At 64.2% G+C, this 17,102-nt stretch carries 13 protein-coding genes and 1 pseudogene; 2 read left to right on the top strand and 12 right to left on the bottom strand.

Annotated elements, in window-relative coordinates:
* From DFO48_RS21175 to DFO48_RS21130, 10 genes and pseudogenes are all read right to left on the bottom strand, one after another.
* Positions 1-125, bottom strand: a pseudogene (locus DFO48_RS21175) (electron transfer flavoprotein subunit beta/FixA family protein); the annotation flags it as partial.
* 36 nt (positions 126-161) lie between these two features.
* Entirely contained in the window at positions 162-1,136 is a 975-nt protein-coding gene (locus DFO48_RS21170; RefSeq protein ID WP_114864676.1) for a nitronate monooxygenase family protein, read from the bottom strand.
* 7 nt (positions 1,137-1,143) lie between these two features.
* Positions 1,144-2,157 carry a tripartite tricarboxylate transporter substrate binding protein gene (locus DFO48_RS21165; RefSeq protein WP_114864675.1) on the bottom strand — a complete coding sequence of 338 codons (1,014 nt, stop codon included), beginning with the start codon at positions 2,155-2,157 and terminating at the stop codon, positions 1,144-1,146.
* Between the two features lie 226 nt (positions 2,158-2,383).
* On the bottom strand, positions 2,384-3,400 hold the full coding sequence (locus DFO48_RS21160; RefSeq protein ID WP_114864674.1) for a tripartite tricarboxylate transporter substrate binding protein: 1,017 nt from the start codon (positions 3,398-3,400) through the stop codon (positions 2,384-2,386).
* A gap of 261 nt (positions 3,401-3,661) precedes the next feature.
* Positions 3,662-4,909, bottom strand: coding sequence for a CaiB/BaiF CoA-transferase family protein (locus DFO48_RS21155; RefSeq protein ID WP_114864673.1), 1,248 nt, complete (start codon positions 4,907-4,909; stop codon positions 3,662-3,664).
* Between the two features lie 39 nt (positions 4,910-4,948).
* Positions 4,949-5,740, bottom strand: a complete 792-nt coding sequence (locus DFO48_RS21150) for an oxepin-CoA hydrolase, alternative type (RefSeq protein WP_114864672.1) — start codon at positions 5,738-5,740, stop codon at positions 4,949-4,951.
* A 47-nt stretch (positions 5,741-5,787) separates the two neighbouring features.
* Positions 5,788-6,921 carry an acyl-CoA dehydrogenase family protein gene (locus DFO48_RS21145; RefSeq protein ID WP_114864671.1) on the bottom strand — a complete coding sequence of 378 codons (1,134 nt, stop codon included), beginning with the start codon at positions 6,919-6,921 and terminating at the stop codon, positions 5,788-5,790.
* Between the two features lie 173 nt (positions 6,922-7,094).
* On the bottom strand, positions 7,095-8,294 hold the full coding sequence (locus DFO48_RS21140) for an acyl-CoA dehydrogenase family protein (RefSeq protein ID WP_114864670.1): 1,200 nt from the start codon (positions 8,292-8,294) through the stop codon (positions 7,095-7,097).
* A 148-nt stretch (positions 8,295-8,442) separates the two neighbouring features.
* On the bottom strand, positions 8,443-9,639 hold the full coding sequence (locus DFO48_RS21135) for an acetyl-CoA C-acyltransferase (RefSeq protein ID WP_114864669.1): 1,197 nt from the start codon (positions 9,637-9,639) through the stop codon (positions 8,443-8,445).
* 246 nt (positions 9,640-9,885) lie between these two features.
* Entirely contained in the window at positions 9,886-12,003 is a 2,118-nt protein-coding gene (locus DFO48_RS21130) for a 3-hydroxyacyl-CoA dehydrogenase NAD-binding domain-containing protein (RefSeq protein ID WP_114864668.1), read from the bottom strand.
* Between the two features lie 112 nt (positions 12,004-12,115).
* On the opposite strand from DFO48_RS21130, the gene DFO48_RS21125 reads away from it, so the two are divergent.
* Positions 12,116-13,033, top strand: a complete 918-nt coding sequence (locus tag DFO48_RS21125; protein ID WP_003072917.1) for a LysR family transcriptional regulator — start codon at positions 12,116-12,118, stop codon at positions 13,031-13,033.
* Positions 13,034-13,106: 73 nt separating this feature from the next.
* On the opposite strand, the gene DFO48_RS21120 is transcribed toward DFO48_RS21125, so the two are convergent.
* Positions 13,107-14,123: an AraC family transcriptional regulator gene (locus tag DFO48_RS21120; RefSeq protein WP_114864667.1), complete on the bottom strand. Its 1,017-nt coding sequence runs from the start codon at positions 14,121-14,123 to the stop codon at positions 13,107-13,109.
* Positions 14,124-14,472: 349 nt separating this feature from the next.
* Here DFO48_RS21120 and DFO48_RS21115 point away from each other — a divergent pair, with 349 nt between their 5' ends.
* Entirely contained in the window at positions 14,473-15,315 is an 843-nt protein-coding gene (locus DFO48_RS21115) for a TauD/TfdA family dioxygenase (RefSeq protein ID WP_003072912.1), read from the top strand.
* A gap of 487 nt (positions 15,316-15,802) precedes the next feature.
* Here the strand turns inward: DFO48_RS21115 and DFO48_RS21110 are convergent, their stop codons facing one another.
* The gene (locus DFO48_RS21110; protein WP_003072908.1) at positions 15,803-16,861 is read right to left on the bottom strand and encodes a 3-keto-5-aminohexanoate cleavage protein; all 1,059 of its coding nucleotides are present in this window, start codon (positions 16,859-16,861) and stop codon (positions 15,803-15,805) included.
* Positions 16,862-17,102 lie beyond the last annotated feature (241 nt).

The following is a 17,102-nucleotide window of genomic DNA, read 5'->3' as shown; positions in this document are numbered from 1 at the left end:
GCGATTTCGTCAAAGGGGTTCATGCTCATCTTGACGTTGGCGATGTCCACACCCGTGCCGTCCGACTTCACGCGGACCTTGACGTTGTAGTCCACGACACGTTTGACGGGTACAAGGATTTTCATGAGAAAGCTCTTTCCTGGTTTTGAAGAGTGAAAGGCTTAGCGGGCAAGGCCCGCGAGCCGCTCGTTGATCAGTGCATGGGCCTGGTCCATGATGCCGGCGATCAGTTGCGCAACCGTAGGCACATCGTGGATCAGGCCCGCGACCATGCCGCAGGACCAGACGCCCGCGTCCATGTCGCCGTCGTGCATGATGCGCGGATAGACGCCGGCCACTTCGGGCGCGATGTCGGCAAAGGTGATGGCCGCACCCAGCTCGCGCTCTTTTTGCAGCAGGCGTTCGGTGGCCGCATTGCTCAGCACGCGCTCGGTGTTGCGCAGCGGACGCATGACCAGACGGGTGTCGAGCTCACTGGCCGCAACGATGGCCTGCTTGACCTTGGCGTGCACGGGGGCCTCTTTCGTGGCGATGAAGCGCGTGCCCATATTGATGCCTTCCGCGCCCAGCGCCAGCGCGGCCACCAGGGAGCGGCCGTCGGCCATGCCGCCCGAGGCGACAAACGGAATCTTCAGTTCTTCTGCGGCGCGCGGCAGCAGGATGAAGTTGGGGATGTCGTCCTCGCCCGGATGACCGCCGCATTCGAAGCCGTCCACGCTGATGGCATCGCAGCCGATGGCCTCGGCCTTGAGCGCATGGCGCACCGAGGTGCACTTGTGGATCACCTTGATGCCGGCTTCCTTGAGCGCGGGCAGCCATTTCTGCGGGTTGTTGCCGGCCGTCTCGACCACCTTGACGCCGCCTTCGATGATGGCTTTGACATAGCCCGGGTAGTCGGGCGGGTTGACCGAAGGGAGAAACGTCAGGTTGACGCCAAAGGGCTTGTCCGTCATCTCGCGGCAGCGCGCGATCTCGCGCGCCAGCAGCTCGGGCGTGCGCTGGGTCAGGCCCGTGATGATGCCCAGTCCCCCGGCGTTTGAGACGGCGGCGGCCAACTCGGCCAGGCCCACATGGTGCATGCCGCCCTGGATGATGGGGTGCTCGATGCCAAAGAGTTCGGTGATGCGTGTCTTCATGTCGTTGTCACTCCACTGCAATGCCCTTGTCGCGGATCAGCTGGCCCCAGCGCGTGTAGTCCTGCTGGATGCGCTGGCCCAGCTGGGCGGGATTCTGGAAGTTGGCGATGGCGCCCGCATGGAGCAGCTTGCTCTGGACGTCCTTGTCGGCCAGTATCTGCTGGACTTCGGTGGCGATGCGCTCGACCACGGCCTTGGGCGTGCCCTTGGGCGCGAGCAGACCGCCCCAGGAGACGGCGTCATAGCCCTTGATGCCTTGTTCGACGATCGTCTTCGTGTCGGGCAGCATGCTCACGCGCTGGGGCGAACCCACGGCGATGGCGCGCAGCTTGCCGACCTGGATATGGGGCAGCGCGGCCACGAGGTCCGCATACATGATGGGCACCTGGCCGCCGATGGTGTCGGTGATGGCGGGCACGCCGCCCTTGTAGGGCACGTGCTGCATGTCGAAGCCGGCCATCTGCTTGAGCATCTCCATGCTCAGATGGCCGAAGCTGCCGGCACCCGAGCTGGTGTAGTTGAGCGGTGATTTCTGGGCCTTGGCGTGGGCGATCAGACTCTTGAGGTCAGTAACGTCGGGCAGCAGCGCAGGATTGACCACGATGACGATGGGCAGGTCATAGACCGTGGCCAAGGGCGCGAAATCCTTGACGGTGTCGTAGCCGGCCTTCTTGTACAGATGGGGTGCCAGCAGCGTGGGCGTGGCCAGCATCATCAGCGTGTAGCCGTCGGCCAGACTCTTGGCGACCTGCACGGCCGCGATGGAGCCCGAGGCACCGGGACGGTTTTCCACCACCACGGTCTGCTTGAGGCGCTCGCCCAGCTTCTGGCCCACGATGCGCGATGCCGTATCGGTGGGGCCACCCGCAGGGAACGGCACGACCAGGCGCAGCATCTTGCCAGGCCATTCGGTCTCGGCCAGTGCGCCGCCGGCCATGCCGGCCAGCAGCGGCGCTGCGGCCAGGGCCAGAACGCTGCGCCGGGTGGTGCAGGCCTGGAATGCGGGATTGCGCTTGTGCATGAAGTCTCCTGTCTGGACTGTCTTAGCAGTCGTCGGTAGCGGCCTGCTGCCGCAGGCCGGGAAAATCGGTCATCTCAGTGATCCATGGCGCTGCGCGCCACCCGCAACCTATGAAACTGTCGCTGCGCAAGCGCGGGACACCGAGCAAGAGCCGCCTCGCAGCGAGGGTGTCGTCCCCCTCAAGGGGGAAGGCGCGGGGCCGCCCAGGCGAAGCGTCTCAGGGGGTTCAATCCAGTTTCGCGCCAGCCTGCTCGACCAGCGCCTTCCAGATCGGCATATCGCGCTGGTAGTTGTCGCGGAAGGCCTGGGGGCTGTTCATCATGGGTATGAAGCCAGCGCCCGTAATGCGCTCCAGCACCTTGGGGTCCTTGATGATTTCGCGCAGGTGGCCGTAGAGCTGGTCCACGACCTCCTTGGGCGTGCCGGCTGGCGCGCCCATTGCCACCCAACCGTAGATCGAATAGGCGTCGTCGGTCACGCCCTGCTCGAAGATGGTCGGCAGCTTGGGCAGAATTTCCATGCGTTCCTTGCCGGTCACGCCAATGGCCTTGAGACGACCCGACTCAATGAAGGGCTTGGTGTTGAGCGCGCTGGAAAAGCACAGTTGCAGCTGGCCGCCGATCAGCTCCTGGATCATGGGTGCCTCGCCCTTGTATGCAGCGTGGTTCATGTCGGCATCCATGGTCTTGCTCATATAGGCACCGGCCAGATGGGCATACGAGCCCACGCCCCAGGAGCCATAGGACAGCTTGCCCTTGTGTGCTTTCACATAGGCCAGCAGCTCCTTCATATTGTTGGCAGGAACCGAGGGATGGACGACCAGCGTGACGGGCGCTGCCGCGACCTGGGTGATCAGCGCGATGTCCTTTTGCGGGTTATAGGGCAGCTTGTTGTAGAGGAACTGGTTGATCAGCATGGAGGTGCTGAGCGACAGCAGCAGCGTATGGCCGTCGGGCGCTGCCTTGGCCACGGCCTCGGTGCCGAGGATGCCGGCCGCACCGGCCTTGTTGTCCACCACCACGGGCTGGCCCAGGCGCTTGGCCAGCACCTCGCCGATGGTGCGCGCCATGATGTCGGTGGCGCCCCCCGCGTTGAAGGGAACGACCACGCGGATGGGCTTGCTGGGCCATGCCGGCTTGCCGGCCTGTGCGAAGGCGCTGCTGGCGCCCGTGGCCAGCAGACTGCCGCCGCCGATGGCGGCCAGTCCTTGCAGAAGATCGCGGCGTGTGACTGGGATGCTCATGGTTTGTCTCCTATGAAGTCGCTGTCTTTGTTTGCCGTCTTGTGCGGCCTTTAAACTTGCTTTTCAGTTATTTTTGGCGCTATGAGATGTCCGCTGCCTGTGAGCCTGACACGGCCCAACGCAGCGACACCAAGCAAGGGCCTATGCCGGCCGCGCCGTCCCGCTGCGAAGGTGTCGCCGGCTGCCCGTACGCTCCCTCCCGCGAAGCGAGAGAGGGCGCCGTGCACACGGGGGAAGCCGCACAGCGGCTCAGGGGGTGCTTCATGAAGGCTCCTGGGGTAGCGTGAGAACGCCCTTGGTCTGCAGGTCCTGCAATTGCGCATCATCGAGCGTCAGCAGGCGCTGCAGCACTTCCCGCGTGCCCTCGCCCAGCGTGGGCGGCGCATGGCGAATGGGCAGACGTTGGCCGTCCAGACGATAAGGCGGCGCGAACACGGGCGTGGTGCCGGCCACAGGATGGGGCATGTCGCGCAGCAGGCCGCTGCGGCGCGTGCGCTCGCTGGTCAGAGCCTCGTGCAGGCCGGCCACGCGGCCGCAGGGAATGCCGGCGGCCGTCAGGCGCTCGAGCAGCAGATCACGCGGGAAGCTGCCAATCAGCGTCTTGAGCATGGGCAGCAGCTCCAGCCGGTTCCTGGCCCGGTTGACGTTGGTGGAAAAGCGCTGGTCCTCGACGATGTCAGGGCGCATGATGACCTGGCGGCAGAACTTGTCGAACTGGCTGTTGTTGCCCACGGCAATGATCAGCGGGCCATCGGCGGATTCGTACATGCCGTAGGGCACGATGGATGGGTGGGCGTTGCCGTAGCGCTCGGGGTCGTGCCCCAGTTGCAGAGCATCCAGGCCGTAGTAGCCGGTGACCGTGATGCCGCTGTCGTACAGAGCCATCTCGATGAGCCGGCCCTTGCCCGTGCGCTCGCGGCGGAACAAGGCGGCCAGCACGGCCTGGGCTGCATACATGCCGGTGACCAGATCCACCACGGCCACGCCGAATTTGAGCGGCGGCATGCCTGCCTCGCCGTTGAGCGCCATCAACCCCGCCTCGCCCTGTATCACCAGATCGTAGCCGGGGCGCTTGGCCTCGGGGCCGCTGCTGTCGTAGCCAGCCACGGCGCAATAGATCAGGTCGGGCTTGATGGCCTTGAGCTGCTCATAGCCCAGGCCCAGCTTCTCAGCGCCGCCGGTCTTGAAGTTGTGGATGAGCACATCGAACTGGGGCAGCAGTTCATGGAGGATCTTCACGCCCTCGGGCGTTTGCAGATCCAGCGTGATGGACCGCTTGTTGCGGTTCATGCTGTTGTAGTAGGTGGTCTCGGTCTTGCCGATGCGAATGCCCCAGTCACGCGTATCGTCGCCGCGGCCCGGGTGCTCGACCTTGACCACCTCGGCGCCGAAGTCGGCCAGTACCATGCCGCACAGCGGCCCGGCGAAGACTCGGGACAGATCAAGTACTCGTACCCCCTCCAGCGGGAAGTCGATGTCCTGGTTCTGTTCGGTATTGCTGTCGGCCATGAGCCTTGTCTCCTTGAAAATCTTGGTTTTGTCCAGCGCTCAAGCACGCAGTTTGGTGAAATCGGCGCTGCGCTTTTCGAGAAAGGCGGCAATGCCTTCACGGGATTCCTCGCTCCCCTGCGAGTGCACCATGTGCTGCGCCTCCAGCTCCAGCTGCTGCTCCAGCGTATTGCGCGGCGCCTGGCGGCACAGGTCCTTGATCAGGGCCATGGCCTGGTCCGGGCCGGTCGCGATCTGGGCGGCCAGCGCTACGGCATCCGCCAGGGCCTGGCCGGGCTCGGCCAGGCGGTTGACGGGACCCAGAGCGTGCAGGCGTTCGCCGCTGATGCGCTCGCCGCTCAGACACAGCTCGGTCAATACCTGCCGCGAGACGAACTCGGCCAGAAAGGCCGTGGCGCCGCCGTCGGGCGTCAGCCCCACCTTGACATAGGCCACGGAGAACAGGCTGTCGCGGGCGGCCACCAGCATATCGCAGGCCAGGGCCAGCGACAGGCCAGCGCCCGCCGCCGCGCCTTCGACGGCGGCGATGACGGGTTTGGGGCAGTCGCGCACGGCGCGAATCAGATCGTGCAGGCCTTCGAGCTTTTCTCGGCGCTGCTCCACGGGCAGTTCGCGGCGCCCAGCCAGTTGGCGCAGATCGCCACCGGCGCAGAAATGACCGCCCTCGCCCGTGAGCACGACCGCGCCCACACTGGCGTCGGCCGCAGCATCCGCCAGCGCGGTCGTGACGGCCGCGTAGAACGCGGGCGACAGCGCATTGCGCGCAGCCGGGTTGTTATTGCTCAGCACCAGCACGGCACCTTCGCGGCGAATCAGCAAAGCGTCACTCATTGATGTTCTCCATGTCTAGCGAAACCGCAGCAACTCAGCCCCGAAGCTCAGGCCTGCGTCAAGGCCATGAAACGCCCCAGGTGATGATCCTCGTCGCCAAACTGGTGGTCGATCATGATCAGTCGCTTGGCGTAATGCGCCAGCGGCAGCTCCCACGTCATGCCGATACCGCCATGCATCTGTATGCTTTCCTCGGCCACCAGGGTCCCCACGGATCCCACGGTGTACTTGGCGGCAGACAGCATCTTCTCGCGCTCGGTGCCCTGGGCGTTGTCGATGGCATCGGCCGCATTGATGACGGTGGAGCGCACCTGCTCCACCTCCAGCAGCAGATCGGCCATGCGGTGCTGCAGCGCCTGGAAGCTGCCGATGGCAACGCCGAACTGCTTGCGCGTCTGCAGATACTCCAGCGTGCTCTGCTTGGCCACATCCATGGCGCCCAGCGCCTCGGCAGCCAGCGCCAGCAGGGCAAAGCCCTGAACATGCTCGAGCACGCCATGGCCCTGGCCCTCGGCACCCAGCAGCGCCTCCTCGGCCAGCTGCACATTCTCGAAAGTCAGCTCGGCGGCGCGGCCGCCTTCCATGCGGCTATAGCCACGCTTGGCGATGCCGGCGGCCTTGCCGTCGACCAGGAACAGGCTGATGCCGGCAGTATCGAACACGCCGCCTGCGGTGCGCGCGGACACCAGCAGCAGATCGGCTTTTTCGCCAAAGGCCACCACGCTCTTGGCGCCGTTGAGCACCCAGCCCGTGGCGCTCCTGGCCGCGGTGGCCGTGACCTTGTTGAGCTCGTAGTGGCTGCCCGGTTCGTCGTGTGCCAGGGCGGCGATCACGCCGCCGGCGATGATGTCCTCCAGCAGGCGCTTCTGCGCATCGCTGCCGGCCGCAATCAGGGCCTGGCCCACGACCAGCGCGCCCAGCAGCGGCTCGGCCACCAGGCCGCGGCCCAGTGCCTCGAACACCACGCTGATGTCAAAGCCAGAGCCGCCGAAGCCGCCCTCCGCTTCGGGGAACAGCGCGCCGATTGCGCCCAGCTCGGCAAATTGCGCATACAGCGCGGGGCTGTGACCTTCTGAGCCATAGGCCAGCTGGTTGCGCTGCTCGATGCCGTACTGCTCGGCCACAAAGCGGTTCAGGCTGTCCGCCAGCATGCGGCGGTCTTCGGTGTGTGTGAAGTTCATGACAAATTCTCTCTACCCAATCGAACGAGTCGGTGTCGCATGCCACGGCCCGGTTCGCCAGGGACGCCCAGCAAGGGCCTAGGCCGGCCGCGCCGCCCCGCAGCGAGGGCGTCGTCCCCCTGGGGGGGAAGGTGCGGGGCCGCCCAGGCGAAGCGACTCAGGGGGTTACAGGTTCACAAGCCCAGAATCATCTTGGAGATGATGTTCTTCTGGATTTCGTTGGAGCCACCGAAGATCGACAGCTTGCGGTAGTTGAAATAGTTGGCCGAGGCCGTGGCGGCCTCGTCGATGCCGCCCACGGGCGCCTGGTCATAGCCTTCGTACTGGGCCTCGTCGATATAGGGCACGGCATACACGCCCATGGCGCGGCGGATCAGCGACAGGATCTCCTGGCGGATCTCGGTGCCGCGTATTTTCAGCATGGAGCTTTCCGCACCGGGCACGCCGCCACCGGCCACGGCGGCGATCACGCGCAGGTTGGTGGTCTTCATGTTCTCCAGGTCGATCTCGACACGGGCCATGCGGGCGGCGAACAGCGGATCCTGGCTCAAAGGCTGGCCGTTCTTGTGCACCTTGGCGGCGATGACTTTGAGCTTGGCCAGGGCCGAGATGCAAAAGCCCACGCCCGCAATGCCGGTGCGCTCATAGGTCAGCAGATACTTGGCATAGGTCCAGCCCCGGTTTTCCTCGCCCACCAGATTCTCGACAGGCACCTTCACATCGGTGAAGAAGACTTCGTTGACTTCCTTGTCGCCGTCCAGCGTGCGGATGGGGCGCAGCTCCACGCCGGGGGTGTTCATGTCCACCAGCAAAAAGCTGATGCCAGCCTGGGCCTTGGCCTCGCGGTTGGTGCGCACCAGGCAGAAGATCATATTGGCGTGCTGGCCCTGGGTGGTCCAGGTCTTCTGGCCGTTGACGATGTAGAAGTCTCCATCGCGCACGGCCATGGTCTTCACCGAGGCCAGATCGGAGCCCGCGCCGGGCTCGGAATAGCCCTGGCACCACCAGTCCTGCCCGCTCAGAATGCGCGGCAGCCAGTACTTCTTTTGCTGCTCGTTGCCGTACTTGATCAGCACCGGCCCCAGCATATTCACTCCGAAGGGCACGATGCGCGGGCCGCCGGCCAGGGCGCACTCGGTGTCGAAGATGAACTTCTCGACTGCTCCCCAGCCCGGGCCGCCATGCTCCTGGGGCCAGTGATTCGCATACCAGCCGCGCTCGTTGAGGATGGCATGCCACTCGTCCTGATCGGCCTTGCTCAGACGCTGGCCGGCCTTGATCTTGAGCGAAATATGCTTGGGCAGCTTCTCCTTGAGAAAAGTCTGCACCTCGGCGCGAAACGCCTCTTCCTGGGGGGTGAATTGCAAATCCATTGCTATTTCCTGGTAATCCATGGCGCGGCTTCTTGCGCCTTTAATCTTCAAACTGGCATGCCCTTGCGCCAGAGGCTGCAAGCAAGGGCCGCCCCGCAGCGATGCAGCCGTCCCCCTTGGGGGAAGGCGCGCAGCGCCTCAGGGGGCGTCAAAAGATCTCGAACAGGCCAGCAGCACCCATGCCGCCGGCAATGCACATGGTCACCACGCCCCACTTGACCTGGGGGTTGCGGGCCTTGCGGCGCTGGCCTTCGAGCAGGATGTGGCCGGTCAGGCGTGCGCCCGTCATGCCAAAGGGGTGGCCGATGGCAATCGCGCCGCCGTTGACATTGAGGCGCTCGTTGGGAATGCCCAGCTGACGCTGGCAATACAGGGCCTGCGAGGCAAAGGCTTCGTTCAGCTCCCAGAGGTCGATGTCATCCACCGTGAGGCCGTGGCGCTTGAGCAGCTTGGGCACGGCAAACACGGGGCCAATGCCCATCTCGTCAGGCTCGCAGCCGGCCACGGCAAAGCCGCGGAAGGCACCCAGGGGCTTGAGGCCCAGACGCTCTGCCAGCCTGGCTTCCATCACCACGCAGGCGCTGGAGCCGTCGGACAGCTGCGAGGCATTGCCGGCCGTGATGAAGTTGCCAGGGCCCTTCACAGGCTCCAGCTTGGCCAGCCCCTCCAGCGTGGTGCTGGCGCGGTTGCAGTTGTCCTGGGTGGCCACCACGTCGCGGTAGGTGACTTCGCCGGTTTCCTTGTTCTTCTCCATCATGCGTGTGGAGCAGGCGATGATCTCGTCCTTGAACAGATCGGCGGCCTGGGCCGCTGCCGTGCGCTGCTGGCTTTGCAGCGAGAACGCATCCTGGTCTTCACGCGTGATGCCGTAGCGCTTGGCCACCACATCGGCAGTGTCGATCATGGCCATGTAGAGCTCGGGCTTGTGCTCCACCAGCCAGGGGTCCATGTCGGTGGGCAGGTTGTTGCCGGCCCGGATGCCGGAGATGGTTTCGATACCGCCGGCCAGCATCACGTCCACGCCCTCGGCCACGACGCGACCCGCCGCGATGGCGATGGATTGCAGACCCGAGGCGCAAAAACGCGTGATCGTGGTGCCGGCGATCGACAGCGGCAGCCCGGCACGCAACACGGTCTGGCGGCCCAGATTGCGGCCCTGGAAGCCGTCGGGGTTGCCGCAGCCCAGAATCAGGTCCTCGATCATTTCGGGATCGACACCCGAGCGCTCCACCGCCGCCTTGACGGAGAAAGCAGCCAGCTGGGCCGCAGGAGTGATGTTGAACTCGCCACGATGCGACTTGGTCAGCGGTGTGCGGGCGGTGGAAACGATAACGGCTTCACGCATGGTGCTTGTCTCTGTGAATGTTGAAAACTATTTCTGATAGCTGTCTGCGCTTGTCATTCATTGATTTCAGATTCTTTTCATACTGAAACTCATACAAATCAATCGCTAGCAGCTACTTTTTTAAATTAACCGGGCGATAGAAACTGGCGCACTCCAAGCGCAAGACGCCGAGCAAGAGCCGCCTCGCGGCGATGGCGTCGTCCCCTCCCGAAGAGAGAGGGGAAGCCGCGCAGCGGCTCAGGGGTGTTACTTATTCAGGCTTTCGAAGTTCCTGCCCTCGGCCACCAGCTTCTGCAGCAGCGGCGCAGGCTTCCAGAACAGCGCGTCTTCCTTGGCAAAGGCTTCGATATCGGCCAGCACCTTGTCAAGGCCCTGCATATCGGCCCATTTCATGGGGCCTCCGCGGTGGCGCGGAAAGCCGTAGCCGGAGATAAAGGTCACGTCCACATCCAGCGGGCGCAGCGCAATGCCCTCGCCCACCACCTTGGCGCCTTCGTTGACCATGGCGGCCATGTAGCGGCGCATGATTTCCTCGGCCGTGAACGCTCGCGGCGTCACGCCCTTCTTGGCGCGCTCGGCATCCACAATCGCAAGCACTTCGGGGTCGGGCTGACCGATGCGCGCGCCTTGCGGGTAGAGGTAAAAGCCGCGTCCCGTCTTCTGGCCGAACCAGCCGTTTTCACAGATGCGGTCGGCAATCTCCACATAACGGGCCTTGGGGTCGCGCGTGGCGGCGCGGCGCTTGCGCGTGGCCCAGCCGATATCGCCGCCGGCCAGGTCGGTGACCTGGAAGGGCCCCATGGCGAAGCCGAAACCGCGCACGGCCTCGTCGATCTCGTAGGGGCTGGCACCGTCTTCCATCAGATAGTCGGCGGCCTGCTTGTAGGTGGCCAGAATGCGGTTGCCGATAAAGCCGTCGCAGACGCCGGCGCGCACCGGCACCTTCTTCATCTTCCTGGCCAGCTCGAAGGCCGTGGTCACCACATCGGGCGCCACCTTGGCGGGCACGACGATCTCCAGCAGCTTCATGATGTTGGCCGGGCTGAAGAAGTGCAGACCGATCACATCCTGCGGGCGGCTGGTAACGGCGGCAATCGCGTCGATGTCCAGATACGAGGTGTTGGTGGCCAGCACGGCGCCGCTCTTGCAGACGCGGTCCAGCTCCTTGAAAACGGCCTTCTTGACTTCCAGGTCTTCGAAGACCGCCTCGATCACCAGATCCACATCGGCAATGTCGTCATAGCGGGTCGATGGCGTATAGCGCGCAAGAATAGCGGCCTTGGCCTCCTCGCTCATGCGCCCCTTGGCGATCAGGCCGTTGTAGACCTTTTCCACATTGGCCTGGCCGCGTGCGATGGATTCGGCATCGCGCTCGATCATGGTCACGACCAGGCCGGCATCCAGCGCCGAGACGGTGATGCCCGCGCCCATGGTGCCGCCGCCGATGATGGCAATCTTGCTGAAGGCGCGCGGCTGGGCAGCGCGGGCTTCGGGAATCTTTGCCGTCTCGCGCTCGGCAAAGAAGGCGTGGATCAGGCCGGCACGCTGCGGGCTGTCGATACAGGCCAGAAACTGGGCACGCTCGAACTTCAGGCCTTCGGCAAAAGGCAGATCCAGCGCGGCCTGCACGCAGTCGATGATCTTCAGGGGCGAGAACAGGCCGCGCGACTTCTTGGCCGTGTCGGCACGCAGCGCATCGAGTTCCGCCTGGGCGGCGGCCTTGTCGGCCAGACGGCCCGGCGTGGCGCTGACGGGACGCAGCGGCGCGCCCTGCGCCAGCAACTCACGCGCATAGGCGAGACCCGCAGCCACAGGGTCCGTGCCCTCTTCCAGCTTGTCCACCAGACCGACTGCCAGTCCGGCTTTGGCGCCGATCTGCTGGCCGCTGAGCATCAGCTCGGTTGCGGCCTTCACGCCCATCAGGCGCGGCGCACGCTGGGTGCCGCCAGCGCCGGGCAGCAGACCCAGAGAGACTTCGGGCAGACCCAGCTTCGCGCCAGGCAGCGCCAGGCGGTAATGCGCCGACATGGCGATCTCCAGACCGCCGCCCAGTGCCGCGCCGTGGATCACGGCCACCACGGGCTTGCTGCAGGCCTCGATACGGTTGCAGACATCGGGCAGGAAAGGCTGGACCGGGGGCTTGCCGAATTCGCGGATATCGGCACCGGCGATGAACGCCTTGCCCTCGCCCACGATGACCACAGCCTTGACCGCGGCGCCGGCATCGGCCTGCTCCATGGCCGCCATCAGACCCTGGCGCACGGCAGCGCCCAGCGCATTGACGGGCGGATTGTTGACGCTGACGAGCAGGACGTCACCGTCTTGCCTGAGTTCGACGACAGAGGTGCTGGCTTGGGCGGTCATGCGTGTCTCCTGAATCTCTTTATGGAATGGGCTTTATTCTTACGACGACAATGTTTTCTAACAATCCCATGAATCATTGACAGACTGTCAAAGGAAATTGGACAAACACGCCATGGACTCCCAATCGCTGACCCTGCTGGTCGAAATCATCGATAGCGGCAATCTCAGTCAGGCGGCGCGCAAGCTCAAGATGACGCGCGCCAATGTGAGCTATCACCTGACCCAGCTGGAAAAATCCGTGGGCGTGCAACTGGTCAAGCGCACCACGCGCCGCGTGGAGCCCACGGAGATCGGCATGCGCCTGTACGAGCACGGGCGCAACATCCACAACGAAATGCTGGCCGCACGCGAGGCCATCACGGCGCTGGGCCAGAGCCTGCAGGGGCGTGTGGGCATCAGCGTGCCCAGCGGCTACGGCCAGATCGTGATGAGCGAGTGGCTGATCGAGTTCAAGCGCCTGTACCCGGGCATCGTGCTCGACGTGCTGTTCGAGAACCGGGCCGACAATCTGCGCGACGATGTGGACATCATCGTGCGCGTGATCCAGGAGCCGCCGCTGTCCCTGGTGGCGCGCAGCCTGGGCACGGTGCGCTACCTGGCCTGCGCCTCCCGTGAATATGCGCAGACCCACGGCCTGCCCAGAACCCTGCATGCCCTGCGCGCCAGCCCGCTGATCACCGCCGGCGTCACGGGGCGGCAATTGCGCCTGGCCGCCTATCTGGGCACCGAGCGCCACGAGGTGATGCTGGAGCCCACCATGATCTCCGAGCATTTCCCTTTTCTTCGCGACGGCATCCTGGCCGGCCTGGGGGTAGGCCTGGTGCCCGACTATGTGGTGCAGGACAAACTGGCCACGGGCGAGGTTCTGAGCACGCTGGACGAGTACCGGCTCAGCATTTTCGGCACCCACATGTATCTGCTCTACCTGCCCAACCGGCATCAGACCAAGGCCGTGCGTACCTGCATCGATTTTCTGCTGGCCAAGGCCCAGCCCGAAGCCACCCGGCTGGCCGCGATGCCCCAGCCCTGAGCCGCAATGAAAAACGCCAGCACGCAGGCTGGCGTCTTCATTCGGAAAGAAGTCTTGGAACGTCTTTGCGTTCTCAGGACAGCCTGCGGCTCAGATTCTGCTGGCGCCAGCTGCTGGGGCTTTGCTGAAAATGCTTGCTGAACCAGCGCGTGAATGAGCTGTTCTCGGCAAAGCCGGTCTGGGCTGCCGCTTCGCTCACCGACAGCTGCGGATTCTGCAGCGCACGCAGCGCGGCCTGGCTGCGCACGGCGTCCAGCGTTTCCTGAAAGCTGGTGTTCTGGGTTTCCAGGTGCCGCTGCAGCGAACGGGCCGTATAGCCGAGCGCGCCGGCCACATGGGCAATGCTGTGGCGGCCGTGGGGCAGCAGCGACTGCAAGGTGCTGCGCACCTGCTGCTCCAGCGATCTGGCCATGGGCCGCGGTGCGTGGCTCTCCATGAGGCTGCGGGCGTGGCTCTCCATCAGGCTGTCGTGATCGGCATCGATGGCCTCCAGATCCTCGTTGCTCACCACGATGCCGTCGAAGTCCGAGCCGAACACGATCTCGCTGCCCAGCACGCGGCGATGGCTCATGGTGCTGCCCGGTGCGCTGTGCGAGAAGTGGATGCTGGCCGGGCTCCAGTGCTTGCCCAGCTGATAGCGGCACAGACTCATCAGCGCCGTGATGCCCAACTCAACCGGGTGACGCCCCGGACTCTCGCGCTCGGTATCCAGGTTCAGCTGGATGATGGAATAACGCCCCTGGGTCACCACCTCCGTGCCCACGGTGGTGCTGATCATGTGGTCATAGTCCTTGAAGGTCTTGAGCATGCTGGAGAGGCTGGCCTGGTGCTGCAGCAGCAGGCTGATCGGCCCGAAGTCGGACAGACGCCAATGCGAGCCCATGAGCAGGCCCAGCGACGCCTGGCCGGCTTGGGCGGACGACGCCTCGAGCAACTGCGCAAATGCCGCTTCGGGAACCATGAGGTCGGGAGAGCTCAGACAGCTGTGATCCAGCCCCACCTGGCGGAACATGCGCAGCGGATCGATGCCGAGCTCATTCGCCACCTTGGCGTATTTGCACAGGCTCACACTTCGGATACGGGGCTTCATCGTGACCAGGAAAACGGTTGACCCGGGTACTGCGCAACAGGCCCGGATTTCATGGATGGAAACAGGCCTCAAGGGCAACCTGCATTTCGGGTGTTGATGTGTATCAATATCACGACAAGCAGTCAATCAATGGATACCAGTAGATCACGACAGATATGACGGTTCGGCGCGCAGATACGCCCACTTCATGACACCCCAGGCCCGCCCCTAGGGTTTTCCTTGCACCCACCCAAGAGGGCAACAAGCTGACGCGATCGGTCAAGCCCTGCGGCCGTTGCTGCGCCGAGAATTTTTCCATCAGACGGCGGCGCCCTGCATCAAGGCCTTGCCGGGTACTTAGGAGAAGACCATGAAAGTCGAACAACTGACCTGCAGCATCGGCGCTGAGGTTTCCGACATCCACCTCGGCGATGCGTCCCGCGACAAGGGCCTGGCCGAGGAAATTCGCGCCCTGCTGCTGCAGCACAAGGTGCTGTTCTTCCGCGATCAGGACATCACGCGGGCCGAGCATGTGGGCTTTGCCCGCCACTTCGGCGATCTGGAGGACCACCCCGTGGCCGGCAGCGACCCCGACCACCCCGGTCTGGTGCAGATCTACCGCAGCGAAAAGCGCGAAAACTACGAGAACACCTATCACAGCGACGGCCAGTGGCGCGAGAACCCGACCATGGGCTGCGTGCTGCGCTGCATCGAAGGCCCGGCCGTCGGTGGCGACACCATCTGGGTCAATATGGCCGAGGCTTACCGCAATCTGCCCGAAGACATCAAGCAGAAGATAGCCGGCCTCAAGGCCAAGTCCAGCATCGAGCATGGCTTCGGTGCCGTCATGCCCGAAGAAAAGCGTCTGGAGCTGGGCCGCCAGCATCCCCCGGTCGAGCATCCCGTGGTGCGCACCCACCCCGAAACCGGCGAGAAGGTTCTCTACGTCTGCAGCTTCACCACCCACTTTGCCAACTACCACACGCCCGAGAACGTGCGCTATGGCCAGGACAAGACGCCCGGTGCCAGCATGCTGCTGAACTACCTGATCAGCCAGGCGGCCATCCCTGAGTACCAGGTGCGCTTTCGCTGGAAGCCCGGCAGCGTCGCCATGTGGGACAACCGCTGCACCCAGCATTACGCCGTGCAAGACTACTGGCCCGCCGCGCGCAAGATGGAGCGCGCTGCCATCATCGGCGACAAGCCTTTTTGAGCGAGCTATCCGAGCCGTTTTTTCTGACCCGCTTTTTCTGACCCGCTACTGCCAGCCACCTGCGCCGCCGCATGTCGGCGCCGGAACACAGTGCATCACACCGGCGCTGTACAAAAACAATAGCTGGCATCGTTTGCTTAATCTTGAAAGCAAAGCCATAGCTGCCTGAAACGCTTTGAAAACAAGCGCAGGCAGCTATTATTTTTTCTTCATCTCCCAGAATATGAATGCGCGGCTCGCCAGACCTTGAGCGGCTCTGTCTTGCGTCGGCCGCACCGCGATGCCTGGCATGCATGCCGTGCCCCTTTCCGGTTGACAGGACCTGACCCGGCCCAGGCGCTTTCGGGCACCGGCATCAGGCCCGACCCCGACCTTGCCGCAGCCATTCTTGCGGACCTGCCCGCCATCATCCGGATATGAAAAAGGCCTCCAGATGGAGGCCTCTTGCGCATGTCGGTTCAGATTCGGCAAAGCCGGCTCCGGAGGATCAGGAAGTCTTCCTGAGGAAACCCTGGTTGGCACCGGGCCGGTTGGGCGCAAAGCCGTTGGCGGCCAGGCTTTCCTCCACGCTGTCGTAGAACACGCCGATCTTGCTGATCTCGCGCGCCTGCCTGGCGGTGGCGACAGGACGACCGAATTCGCGCGAGATGCGCACCAGTTGCTCGATCTGCGAGACGGTGCTGGCCTTCTCGGTGCGCGTCTGGTTCCACAGACAGTCTTCGGTGCCGCAGCGCACATGCAGACCGGCGGCAATGCCCCACATGTTCACGGGCAGCACGTTGCGCACATTGCTTTCCACGGTCAGCACGGCGCCATCGGGCACGGCGCGCACAAAGTTGGCCAGACTGTACAGACTGGGCGTATCCATGCCGCCGGCAATCGCCACCCAGTTCATGACCAGCGGGCCCATGTAGAAGCCACGGCGCATCAGGCGCTCCACCGACTCGAAGCTGTTCAGGTTGTAGCACTGGAAGGCGCTCTGGATGCCGGCCTTGGTCAGGCGGCGCACATGCTCCTCCACCCAGCCCGGCTGGGCGGGCACGGTCATTTCCTTGTAGGCATTGAACAGCGTGGGATTGGCGCGCGAGGTGCCGGCAAAGTCCGCGTCTTCGGCCTGATCGGTCACGTTCATCTGCGAGGTGTTTACCGTCACCGTCACCTGATCGGGCACCGGGTCCAGATCGGCCAGCATGTGGCGGGTGTCGTCGGAGAGCCATTTGGCCGCCTGACCTTCGTCTTCGGGAGCAAAGCTGATGGAGCCGCCGACCTGGATGATCATCTCGGGCACGGCCTTGCGCACGCCGGCGATCAGTTCGTTGAACTTGGACAGGCGCTTGCTGCCCTTGCCGTCCAGCTCGCGCACATGCAGGTGCAGCACCGTGGCGCCCGCGTTATAGCAGTCCACGGCTTTCTGGATCTGCGCCTCCATGCTGACGGGAATGTCTTCGGGGAAGTCCGAAGGCAGCCAGCCCGGAGCATAGGGCGCCGCAGTAATGATCAAGGGTTGCTGGTTTTCGGGGAACAGGTGGCCGTCGAGAAAGTTCATGACATGTCTCCAAGTGAATGCGGGCTTCGACGCACAGCCACGGCCTCGGCTTGCCCATCCTGTGCACTGCCGCCAGGCATTCAGAAGACATGGGCAACACCGGCCGGCAGGTACCGGATCGTCGAAATTGAAAGCAATTTCACTGTAGGAGAGCTGTCCGCAAAGCGTTTGCCCCAGGACGCTCAAAGCTTGGCAAAGTGCGCCAGCGCATGCGGGCGCCCCGATGCGCCCTTGGGCCGGA

Source organism: Comamonas sp. AG1104, from assembly GCF_003350425.1.
GTDB classification, from domain to species: Bacteria; Pseudomonadota; Gammaproteobacteria; order Burkholderiales; family Burkholderiaceae_C; genus Comamonas; species Comamonas testosteroni.
The sequence above is the reverse complement of the archived record's forward strand: the minus strand, read 5'-3'. Positions and strand labels throughout refer to the sequence as shown.